We start from the raw sequence: 11,016 nt of genomic DNA on the forward strand, positions 1-11,016 counted from the left end.
CGCGGCCGCATCAGGGCGATCCCTGATTCGCGGGTGTTCGCGCGGGCTACTCCAGCCCCTGTTCGATGGCGTAGCGGGTCAATTCGACCCGGTTCGCCAGCTGCAATTTGCGCAGCGTCGCCTGCACATGGTTCTCCACCGTGCGATGGCTCAGGCCCAGCCGCGCCGCGATCTGTTTCGCCGACAACCCTTTCGCCACCATCCGCAGAACCTCCGTCTCCCGCTCGGTGAGCGCGGGCCGATGCGGCTCATCCGGTCGCGCGGGCGCGGTCGCCATCCGCCGGTACTCGCCGAGCACCAAGCCCGCCAGCCCCGGCGTGAACACGGCTTGACCGGCGGCGGTGGCGCGCACGGCATCGATCAGCTCGGCCGCCGACGCGCTCTTGACCAGGTATCCGGAGGCGCCCGCCTTGATCGCGTCGAGCACGTCGTCGCGTTCGGCCGACGCCGACAGCACCAGCACCCGGCTCCGCGGTGACACCCGCAGCACCTCGGCGGTGGCCTGGGCCCCGTTGCCGTCGGGCAGTTGCATGTCCATCAGCACCACGTCCGGGCGCACCGCCGCCGCGCGCCTGGCCGCCGAGCCGACGCCGTCGGCTGTGGCCGTCACCTGGAATCCGGCCTCGGCGAGATCGCGGGAGACGCCGTCCCGCCACATCGGGTGGTCGTCCACCACCATCACCGAAATGGACTCGGCCGCTCTGTCCGTCATTCGCACCTCCCGTCTGCGCTCATCTCGGCACCCGGAATTCCCATTCGGTGCCGAACCCGACCCCGCCGTCGATCTCGGTGAGCAGGTCCGCGCTGCCGCCCAGGGCCGCGATCCGCCCGACGATGGACCGGGATACCCCCATCCGTCCTTCGGCCTCCGCCTCGGCCAACCGGCCCGGCGGGATGCCGACGCCGTCGTCGCGCACACTGATCACCAGTTCGTCGCCGGTGTCCTCCAACAACACATATGCTCGCGCATCCGGCCCGGCGTGCAGCGCCACATTGGACAGCGCCGTGGCCACGGCCGAGGCGATCTCGTTGGCCACCCAGCGGCCGACGCGCACCGGATCGCCCGGCGTGGACACCGACACCGTGGGAGTGGACTGCGCGGTCAGCAGCGGCCGCAGATCGACCTCGGCTCCGCCCGCGTCCCGGTGATCGGCCTGCTCGGTGATCAGCACGCGCAGCGCCACCTCCTGCTCACCGGCGCGCAGGGCCAGTTCCTCGGTGGGGCCGCCGATCTCGCTGCCACGGCGTTTGATGTAGCTGAGCACCTGCAACACCCCGTCGTGCACCTCGCGGGAAAGCCGTTCGCGTTCTTCGGCCGCCGCGGTCAGGCGCACCGCTTGCTCGAGCTGGTCCTGGGCGCGGCGAGCGGTGTTGGCGGCCAACCCGAGCGCCAGGCCCACCGAGACGAGCACCGGCACCGTCGCGTCCGCCCACACGTCCTCGCCCCACTGATCGCGCACGGTCAACGACACCGCGGCGATCAACGCCCCGGACAGCACGCCCGCGAACGGTCCGCGCAGGATCGCCGCCCCGATCACGGCGTTGGTGGCCCACAGCGTGGTCGGCAGCGTCTGATGGCCGTGGTACCAGCCGTAATCGGCGACCAGCCGGGTGGCGGCCATCAGCCCGATCACGACCACGTGGTCGCCGATCACCACCCAGGTGCGCAGCCGGGCCACCTCGGGCAGACGCCACTGCGACAGCATGATCGCCGAAGCGCCCGACCACACCGCCATCAGCGCGATGAGCACCCAGCTCAACCGCTGGTTCGTGTAGTACGGCACCGAGGCGATCTGCTGACCTACCGCGTACAACAGCGTGACCAGCCGCAGCGCCTGCGCGGCCCGCCACAGCGGGGTGGTCGCCACGTCGGCCGCGCGCAGCTCAGTCCTTCGCGGTGCCGTCGTCGGCTCGCGCCTCGTCATCGAGTTCCGCCTTCTTCTGCGCCGCCCGTTTCCGCGTCGCCTCCATCAGGGTCGCGGCCACGTCGAACCGGCCGGGATCGGGTCGATCGGGTTCGGCCGCGTACAGCCCGTGATGCTCCTCGCCGGTCCGCAGTTCTTCGTACAGCTCCTCCGGAGCCTCCAGCAGCGATCTGATCGCCGTGTTCATCACCGCGACGAACGGCACCGCGAGCAGACCGCCCGCGATCCCGCCGATCACGATGCCCGCCGTGATGGCCAGCACCACGGCGAGCGGATGGATGCTCACCGCCCGGCCGAGCAGCAGCGGTTGCAGCACGTGGCCCTCGAGCTGCATGACCGCGATGATGATGCCGAGCACGATCAGCGCGGTGACCAGCCCTTTGGTCACCAGCGCGATGAACACCGCGATGAACCCGGCGAGAAAGGCGCCGATGATCGGGATGAACGCGCCGATGAACACCAGCGAAGCCAGCGGAAGCGCCAAGGGCACCCCGAGAATGGCCAGTCCGGCGCCGATGCCGATGGCGTCCACCGCGGCGACCACGACGGTCGCGCGGACGAATCCGACCAGCGTGCCGAACCCGAGTCGCCCGGCGGTGCGCACCCGCTCCCGGTGGTCGGTGGGCACGATCCTGGTGACGAACTCCCAGATCTGGTCACCGCCGTAGAGGAAGAAGATCAGGATGAACAGCGTCAGGAACGCGCCGGTGAGCAGTTCGCCGATCACCGTGGCCGTGGTGAGCGCTCCACTGGTCAAGCCCTCCTGATTGGACTGGATCGCCTTGACGATGGCATCGCCCGCATTGCGGATCTGCTCGTTGCTCAGATGCAGCCTGCCGTTGATCAGCCAGTCCTGGATCTGATGGATGCTGTCGGTGAACTTGTTCGACAACTGCGGCACACCGGCGACGAACTGTTCGACGACGAACGTCATGATGCCCGCGACCACGCCGATCGACCCGACCAGCGCCACGAAGACACCCACCGCGCGCGGCACGCCCAAGCGCTGCATCCAATCCACCAGCGGTGCGAGCAGCGCCGCCGCCAGCAGCGCGATGGCGAGCGGAATGACCACGGTCGCCAGCTTCTGCACGATCGCGGTGATCGCGATCGCCAGCGCGAACAGCACGAGCAGCCGCCAGCCCCACTCCGCCGACACCCGGACGACCGGGTGCACCGTCTCCGCGGCGGGCCGGGCCAGCGTGATTCTCCGCTCTGGACTTGACTTCGGGTCGGTCACCTCGGTGAGCCTATCCGGCTCGGCCGAACCCTGTCCGCGATCAGCGTCGGCGCGACCGGCGGCCAGCGCCGCGGACATGCCGACATGATCGAAACGCTAGATTGGACCCCGTGTCGGCGCCTCTGGAAGCGGTCAAACAGACCATGCGAACGCGCTGGCCGCTGTACCTGACATCGATGCTGCTGGCGAACGCTTTCGGCGCGGTTCTGGTGTGGGCCTTCATCCAGTACGGGCTACCCGTCCCCGAGGGCGAGCCCTCCGGTGCCAGGCGCACCGGCCTGCTGATCCCGGCCGTGGTGTTCGTGGCGGGCGGCTTGCTCAGCATGGCCGCGTCCGCGCTGATGCTGCGCCCGGTGATGCGCTGGCAGATGCGCGGCGGACCGCCGAGCCGCCAGGAGCAGATGGCCGCGCTGCACGCACCGCTGCGCCAGGCGATCCTGCATCTGGCGCTGTGGCTGATCGGCGGTGCCGTGCTGGCCGCGCTGATCATCAGGGACACGCCCGCGCTGGCCGGCGCGGTCATCGTCACCGAATGCATGGCCGCGACGATCGTGTTCGGTTTCACCTACATGCTGGGCGAACGCATCCTGCGGCCGGTCGCGGCCCAGGCGCTCACCGAGGGCACCTTCGACCACACCCTCACCCCTGGCGTCGGCACCAGGATGGCGATGACCTGGGGCATGGGCACCTTCGCCCCCACCATCGCCATCGTGCTGCTGTGCGTCACCCAGATCTCCTCGGACGTGAAATTCTCCGCGCAGTCGCTGGCCATCTCCATCCTGCTGCTGTGCGGCGTGGTGATCATGCAGGCGCTCGCGCTGTCCATGCTCACCGGCTCGAGCATCTCCGACCCGGTGCGCCAGCTCAGTCAAGCCATCGACCGGGTGCAGGCCGGGGCGCGCGACGTGCAGGTCGAGGTCTTCGACGGCAGCGAGATCGGCCTGCTGCAGGTCGGCTTCAACCGGATGATGGAGGAGGCGGCCAAGCGCCGCCAGCTGCAGGAGTTGTTCGGCCAGCACGTCGGCGAGGAGGTCGCGCAGCGGGCGCTGGACTACGGCACCGAACTCGGCGGTGAGACCCGCTTCGTCGCGGTGCTGTTCGTCGACATGGTCGGCTCCACCGCCACCGCCGCGGAGCGGCCGCCCACCGAGGTGGTGAGCCTGCTCAACGAGTTCTTCCGCATCGTGGTGGACGTGATCGACCGGCACCACGGCTTCGTGAACAAGTTCGTCGGCGATGCGGCGCTGGCCATCTTCGGCGCCCCGCTGGACCGGCCGGACGCGCCGACCGCCGCGCTCGCCGCCGCGCGCGAACTGCGCGAGACCCTCCGGGAGGTGCCCGGCCTCGATATCGGCATCGGCGTCTCCGCCGGCTTGGCCGTCGCGGGAAACATCGGCGCCGCCAACCGCTTCGAGTACACGGTGATCGGAGATCCGGTCAACGAGGCGTCCCGGCTCACCGAACTGGCCAAAGAACGTCCCGGACGGACGCTTGCCTCGGGCAGCGCGCTGTATTTCGCCGAGGAAAGCGAGCAGGAGCAGTGGGAGACCGGCGACGAGGTGCAACTGCGCGGCAGACGCAGGAAAACGCTGCTGGCCTGGCCACGAGAACGGGCCGACGCGGCCGACGATACCGATGTCGAAACGGCGCGTTCGTTAGGCTGACGGCGTGACGGCCGACGGGGAATTGGCAGGAGATCCTGCGCCGCCGCCCACGGCGGGTTCCCGCCGTGGCAGATTCCGTTGGCTGAAATGGGTGCTGGGCGCGGCCCTGCTGGCCGTGCTGATCGCCGAGGGCGTGTATCTGTGGCCGCGCCTGCACGAATCCTGGCGCGAACTCACCGAGATCCACTGGGGCTGGCTCGCGGGCGCGATCTGGCTGCAGGCGGTGTCGATGAGCGGCTTCGCCAGGGTGCAGAAACAACTGCTCAGCGCGGGCGGCGTCGCGGTGAGTCAGCGCAGGTCCGTCGCGGTGGTCTACGGCGCGACGGCGATGTCGGTGACGTTGCCCGCGGGCCAGGTGTTCTCCACCGCGTTCACCTATCGGCAGACCAGGCGCTGGGGCGCCAGTCCCATCGTCGCCTCCTGGCAGCTGGTGTTCTCCGGCGTGGTCGCCGCGGCGGGCCTGGCCCTGCTCGGCGTCGGAGGCACACTGCTGGCGGGCGGGCGAATCGGCCCGCTGAAGCTGGTCCTGTCGCTGGCCGCCGTCGTCGCCCTGGTGTGGGCGGGCAATCACGTCTCGCGCAATCCCGGTTCGCTCGAGGCGTTACTGCGCAAACTGCTCGCGCTGGCCAACCGGCTGCGCAAACGCCCGCCCGACCACGCTGTGAACAAGATCGCCGACGTGCTCGCCCAACTGGAGTCGGTGGAACTCGGCAAGCGCGACGGCGTCCTGGTCACGCTGTGGGCGCTGGTGCACCGTTTCGCCGACGTGGCCTGTCTCGGCGCGGCGTGTTACGCGGTCGGCGCCGATCCACGCATCGCGGGCCTGCTGCTGGCGTTCGCCGTCGGCAAGGCGGTCGGATCGATCCCCTTCGCGCCGGGCGGCATCGTCTACGTCGACGCGACGCTGATCTACGGTCTCACCGCCGCCGCGGGCCTGCCCGCCGCGCAGGCGGTCGCCGCGGCGTTCGTCTATCGGATGGTGAGCTTCATCCTGGTGGCGATCGTCGGCTGGATCCTGTTCCTGTTCCTGTTCCGCACACCGCAGGCCGACGACGCGGAGTTCGAGAAGGAGTTCGAGCAGCGGCGGCTGTGACGCCGCCGCCTCCGGGCCCGGTTACGCTGGCCCGCGTGAGGAAACCGCTGCCGTTGCTGCTCGATGCGCTGCTGGTCGTCGTGTTCTGCGCGATCGGCAGGCGCAGTCACGACGAGGCGGTGCTCGCCGGACTGCTGCGCACCGTGTGGCCGTTCGCGACCGGATTGGCACTGGGCTGGCTCGTCGTCGTGGCGCTCCGGCGGCGCGCCGCCGCGGGCGACGCGCGGTTCGACAGCACCGCCCTGTGGCCCGCCGGGGTCGTGATCTGGGCCTGCACCCTGGTCGGGGGCATGCTGCTGCGCGTGGTCGGCGGTCAGGGCACAGCGGTCAGCTTCGTGCTGGTCGCCGGGGTGGTACTGGCCCTGTTCCTGCTCGGCTGGCGCGCGGTGTACAAAGCCGTGCGGTGATCACGGGTCCGGAGTCGCCAGCGCCTGCAGCATCCTGGCCGCCATCCGCGCCGTCGCGTCCTTGCTGTCCACGTCGTTGATGTGGATCGCGAAGACCAGATCGCCCATCGACCCGATCAGCCACCCGTCCGGGCCCGCCGTCGCGGCGAACGCGTCGACATCGCGGTAGCGGCGCACGCTCGCCAGCTCCGGGGCGTTCGTGGCTTCGCGCAGCATGCCGCGCAGCCGGTCGGCGGTCTGCGGTGGCAGCGGGGCGAGTTCGGCGTCGGTGGCGCTCGGGCGTCCGGCCTCGATCATCGGCGGCGGCACCGCACCGCGCACGATCGTCGCCGCGGCGATGGCCATGCCGAACGGGCTGGCCAGCACGGCGTCCGAGCCGCCGCCCTGGAGCACCTGCTCGGCGCTGCGCCCCGCGGTGGCCAGGCGGCCGGTCACCTCGTCCAGGCCGGGCACCTTGAAGTCGATGCCGACGCCGAGCGCGGTCGCCGCCTCGGCCACGTCCTGCACGGAGACGTCCTGCGGCGCCTTGCCTTTCGCCGACGCCGCGACGGCGCGGAACAGCTCCATGGTGCCGCCCACCGGGTACAGCCCGGTGAACGCCACCGAACCGTGCTCGCTGGCTTGACTGTTCTGCGCGGTGGCGACCACTGCCCCGGTGGAGGGCTGGATCGCCACGATCGAGGCCTGCGTGGCGACGCTGACCACCGCGTCCTCCGCGGCCCGCTGCAAGCGCTGGTCCATCGTGCCCGCGATGTCCGGTCCCGGCGGCCCTTGCTGACCGGCGAGCTGGGTGATGAACCGGCCGTCCTGCTCGAACAACTGGACGCCCCATCCGGAATGCGCCTCCTGGCTCTCCTGCTGCACCTTGCGCAGCGCGTCCAGCATCGGCGACCAGACCCGGCGGTCGGCGGAGATCAGCCGCGGCTGCTTCTCCATCACCACGCCGGGAATCGGCGCCATCCGCGGTTCCAGGATCGCGAAGTCGCCCTCGCGCAGATTCACCGCGACGATCGGCTTGCCCTGCGAGGTGGCCAGTTGCTGCATCAGGGCGGGCCCGGTGATCAGCGGCGCGACCGGCTCGATGGCCTTGGCCAGCGCGTCGGTCGACGCGACCGGATCGGGCATCTTGGCGGGGTCGAGCTTGATCACGTTGATCACCTGCTCGGTCATCAACGGCGCACCGGCGATGTCGTTGACCCGCGGCGCCGGCGTCGGATACGTGCGCACCAGGCGCACCGTCCGGTTGTGCGCGAGCTGCGGCATCACGACCGCGGGCTCCCAGGAGATCCGCCAGCCGATGGCCAGCTTGCGCACATTGCCCTGCACGCTGTAGTTCCAGTTCTTCTTCTCGCCGAAGCTCCATTCGACGTCCATGCTGAAGATCGCCGACTGCGCGTCCAGGCCGATGAACTGCGTCTTGCGATAGTCGACCTTGCCGCCCTGCAGGCCGCTGAACATTTGCTTGAGAGTTGCCGAGGCCGCGCTGGGGTACGACGTCAGGTCTGCCGCTTTCGTAGAGTCCTGATCATCGAGCAGATCCGTGAAGCGCTCCACGACCGCTTCGGCTTCGTTCTGCTTCTCGTGTATCCCGCACGACCCGATCCCGAGCGCGAGCGCCGCCACCCCCATGAGTGCCATTGCGCCGCGAACACGAAAGCGGCGGGATCCCCACACGTCCATGTCGCCCACTCTTCACTCTTGTCACTCCAGTAACAAGACCACCGTACCCGATTAAGACCAGACCGCGATGCCTCCGTAGCGAGGACGTTACCCATGCTCAGCATCCCAATTGTGCCCCGAGATCTCGCATCTCGGGTGGCCTTTCATGATCATCGTCCAGCCGGTCGGCGGCAACCGGCGCCGCTACCGTACCGGCCTTCAGGAAAAGCCGCGCGGTTACCACCGCACTAGACGTTTCAGATCAATAAATACCCCGGACGGCGCGGATCGAAGCAATCGGGTCCCTGTTCGCACAGAGCGGAACCACCATACCGATATTGCGAAGTAATCTTGTAATCAATGAAAGCAACGCATCACAGTAAGTAGGTGACTCGCCATGAGAAACGCGCACCGCGGCCGGGGCTTCGGCCGGACCGGCGGCTGGCAGCAAGCCGACCTGCCGGACCCCTCGGACGTGCCCGACTGGTTCGCCGGAAGATTGCCGGATGACTGGTTCACCGGTCCGCCGGTGATCGAGGTGGACCGCGACGAGATCGTCGTCATCGGCGAGTTGCCGATTCCGCAACCGGAGAAGGCGGCCACCGACGACGCGGAGGCCCCCACCGAGGAAGTGCCGCGCGCCACCAAGGAGGGCGCGGTGGCCCGATTCCGCGAGTCCACCCGTCCCGCCCGGATGCAGATCGCGAACGAAGCACAGCACCGCTACCGGCGCAATGTGGCCTGGGGCGTCTCCGTGGACGGCGAACAGATCCTGTTCACCCACCTGGCCGTCCCCGTCATGACCCGTCTGCGTCAGCCCGAACGCAAGGTTCTCGACACGTTGGTCGACGCCGGCGTCGCCCGTTCCCGCGCCGACGCCCTGGCATGGACGGTGAAGCTGGCGGGCAAGCACGCCGAGACGTGGCTGGAGGAACTGCGCGAGGCCATGCGCAAGGTCGACGACCTGCGCTCGGAAGGTCCGCAAGGACTGTAGGCGGTCAGGCCCGGTCCGGCGGCGCGGTAATTTGTTGTGCATGGCTGCGACCGCGACGCCGGGCCCGATCCTGGTTCTGAACGGCCCGAACCTCAACATGCTCGGCACCAGGCAGCCGGAGGTGTACGGGCCGGCGACGCTGGACGACGTCGTGGCGTTGTGCGAGCGGACCGCGGCGAAGTTCGGCCGGGAGGTCGTCGCCTTCCAGTCCAATTCCGAGGGTGCGCTCATCGATCGCATCCACCAGGCGCGCGGCGCCGAGTCGGGCATCGTGATAAATCCCGGCGGACTCACCCATACCTCGGTGGCGCTACGGGACGCGCTGGTGATCCCGGAAATCCCCATTGTCGAGGTGCACATCAGCAATGTGCACGCGCGTGAGGAGTTCCGGCGCCATTCCTACATCTCCTCGATCGCCACGGCGGTGGTCGCGGGAATGGGCATTCAGGGTTATGCCGCCGCCGTCGAGTTCCTGGCCCGCCCGGCCTGACCTCACTTCAGCTGGAAGACCGGGAAACCCGGCGCGATGGCGGCGAGTTCCTCGTCGGTGGCGTCCTTGGTCACGCCCTCGAAGAACCTGCCGACCTCCCAGCCCCATTTCCGCAGGTAGAGGCGCAGCAGAGGCACCTTGTCCGCATCGGGCACCTCGGTGGCGGTGAACGCTTCCACCTTGCGTCCGAGCCGCAGCTCGCCACCGCCGGCGGCGCGGAGGTTGCGCACCCACTGCGTGTGGCCACGCGGCGCGACGAGGAAACGCTCACCATCCTCGCGCACCATCAGGTTGACCATCGTGGTGCGCCATTCCCCGCTCTTGCGCCCGCGCACCGCGAGCAGTCGCGACCCCATCACGCTGACGCCCAGCTTGGGCAGCAGATTGGCGAACCGGTTGAAGATCGCGTCGAATCCAGCGGGGCCGATGTAGCGGGTGCTGAGGTCCATGACCACTCCTTGTTGTGAGCACTGCTCTCTATAGAGAGAAGTGTTCCACGAAGTGCGCGGTCAAGTCAAGAGCACTGCTCTCTATCGACCGGCCTCTGTGGCCACGGCGGCCGAAGCCCCGTCGACGCCCTTCTCCGCCGTCGATCACGACTGCACGGCAGCGTCCTGGTCGGGCAATGTCTCGCCGGTCTCCAACAGCGTCTTGAGGTTGGACAGGATGCTCGGCCAGCCGCCGCTGATCGCGTCCAGCACGCGGCTGCCGGGCTGGAAGCCGTCGTGCACGACCGTCAACTCGACGACCTCGCCGTGCGGCTCGATCTCGAAGGTCACCTTCGACCGCGGCTCGCGCGACCAGGCCGCGACGTCTGCGGGGTCCATCTCGAAGGTGGCGGCGAAGGCAGGGTCGAAGGTGTGCCAGGTGTAGGAGAGCCGGCAGTAGGGCTCGGCCTCGAGCACGACCTGTTCGGGGTCCTTGCTGGTCCAGTCCTGCTGGCGCCAGATCATCTCCGAACCCGGACGCCAGTCGGTGTCGAAGCTCGCACCCCAGTAGCGGTTGGTGAACGCCGGATCGGTCAGCGCCTGCCACAGCTTCTCGGCGGTGGTCCTGATGTAGGTCTTGTAGACGAAAGTGGTGTCGCCCATCGGTTGTTCCTCCAGCGCTCTCTTCAGGTCGGCGAGTGCGTTCACCCGCGCACGGTCGTACCGGTTGATCCAGCGGTCGGCGATGGCGTTGATGGGCTCGGCATTGAGGTAGTGCAGTTTTTGCCGGCCGCTGCGCCGCGTGGTGATGAGGTTGGCCGCCTCCAGCACCGCGAGATGCTTGCTCACCGACTGGCGAGCCATCGCCAGTCCGGCGCACAACTCGCGCAGCGTCTGCCCGTTGTGAACATTCAGGCTGTCCAGCAGCCGCCGCCTGTTCGGGTCAGCCAGTGCTCGGAACACCTCGTCCATCGCCCGCCTTTCGAAACACGCAGCCTTCCGGCTGCCTTTCTCAAGGATATGCAGCCTTGTGGCTGCATATCAAGCCCGGAAAACGAAACGACCTCGCAAAGCGGCTGCTTTGCGAGGTCGGAGGTAGGGAACAGAGGTCAGGGG

At 68.8% G+C, this 11,016-nt stretch carries 11 protein-coding genes; 5 read left to right on the plus strand and 6 right to left on the minus strand.

Annotated elements, in window-relative coordinates; genetic code table 11:
* Positions 1-46: 46 nt before the first annotated feature.
* From ON27_RS28030 to ON27_RS28040, 3 genes are read right to left on the minus strand one after another with little or no spacing between them, the layout of a single operon-like run.
* Positions 47-712: a response regulator gene (locus tag ON27_RS28030; protein WP_043734174.1), complete on the minus strand. Its 666-nt coding sequence runs from the start codon at positions 710-712 to the stop codon at positions 47-49.
* Positions 713-731: 19 nt separating this feature from the next.
* Positions 732-1,925 (minus strand): MacS family sensor histidine kinase, encoded by a 1,194-nt coding sequence (macS, locus tag ON27_RS28035; RefSeq protein WP_051047054.1) that lies wholly within the window; start codon positions 1,923-1,925, stop codon positions 732-734.
* A complete protein-coding gene (locus ON27_RS28040; protein ID WP_043734199.1) occupies positions 1,885-3,102 on the minus strand; it encodes an AI-2E family transporter in 1,218 nt (405 codons plus the stop codon). The genes macS and ON27_RS28040 overlap by 41 nt, the downstream gene beginning before the upstream one ends.
* A gap of 206 nt (positions 3,103-3,308) precedes the next feature.
* Between ON27_RS28040 and ON27_RS28045 the strand changes: the two genes are divergently transcribed.
* The 3 genes from ON27_RS28045 to ON27_RS28055 are packed head-to-tail and all read left to right on the plus strand — an operon-like array spanning position 3,309 to position 6,329.
* Positions 3,309-4,829 carry an adenylate/guanylate cyclase domain-containing protein gene (locus tag ON27_RS28045; protein ID WP_174377891.1) on the plus strand — a complete coding sequence of 507 codons (1,521 nt, stop codon included), beginning with the start codon at positions 3,309-3,311 and terminating at the stop codon, positions 4,827-4,829.
* Positions 4,830-4,833: 4 nt separating this feature from the next.
* Positions 4,834-5,922 (plus strand): lysylphosphatidylglycerol synthase transmembrane domain-containing protein, encoded by a 1,089-nt coding sequence (locus ON27_RS28050; protein WP_043734175.1) that lies wholly within the window; start codon positions 4,834-4,836, stop codon positions 5,920-5,922.
* Positions 5,923-5,957: 35 nt separating this feature from the next.
* Complete coding sequence (locus ON27_RS28055; RefSeq protein WP_043734201.1) at positions 5,958-6,329, plus strand: DUF3054 domain-containing protein; 372 nt, start codon at positions 5,958-5,960, stop codon at positions 6,327-6,329.
* Here ON27_RS28055 and ON27_RS28060 read toward each other — a convergent pair whose 3' ends face one another.
* Entirely contained in the window at positions 6,330-7,967 is a 1,638-nt protein-coding gene (locus ON27_RS28060; RefSeq protein ID WP_043734176.1) for an NTF2-like N-terminal transpeptidase domain-containing protein, read from the minus strand.
* A 418-nt stretch (positions 7,968-8,385) separates the two neighbouring features.
* On the opposite strand from ON27_RS28060, the gene abmR reads away from it, so the two are divergent.
* Positions 8,386-8,982: an ATP-binding transcription factor AbmR gene (gene abmR / locus ON27_RS28065; protein ID WP_043734178.1), complete on the plus strand. Its 597-nt coding sequence runs from the start codon at positions 8,386-8,388 to the stop codon at positions 8,980-8,982.
* Positions 8,983-9,022: 40 nt separating this feature from the next.
* Complete coding sequence (gene aroQ, locus ON27_RS28070; RefSeq protein WP_043734179.1) at positions 9,023-9,472, plus strand: type II 3-dehydroquinate dehydratase; 450 nt, start codon at positions 9,023-9,025, stop codon at positions 9,470-9,472.
* 2 nt (positions 9,473-9,474) lie between these two features.
* Here aroQ and ON27_RS28075 read toward each other — a convergent pair whose 3' ends face one another.
* Together ON27_RS28075 and ON27_RS28080 are read right to left on the minus strand one after the other, a co-directional pair.
* Positions 9,475-9,921 (minus strand): nitroreductase family deazaflavin-dependent oxidoreductase, encoded by a 447-nt coding sequence (locus tag ON27_RS28075; protein ID WP_051047055.1) that lies wholly within the window; start codon positions 9,919-9,921, stop codon positions 9,475-9,477.
* A gap of 144 nt (positions 9,922-10,065) precedes the next feature.
* On the minus strand, positions 10,066-10,872 hold the full coding sequence (locus ON27_RS28080; RefSeq protein WP_043734180.1) for an ArsR/SmtB family transcription factor: 807 nt from the start codon (positions 10,870-10,872) through the stop codon (positions 10,066-10,068).
* Between the last annotated feature and the right edge of the window lie 144 nt (positions 10,873-11,016).

The organism is Nocardia asiatica NBRC 100129, from assembly GCF_000308415.1.
GTDB lineage: Bacteria > Actinomycetota > Actinomycetes > Mycobacteriales > Mycobacteriaceae > Nocardia > Nocardia asiatica.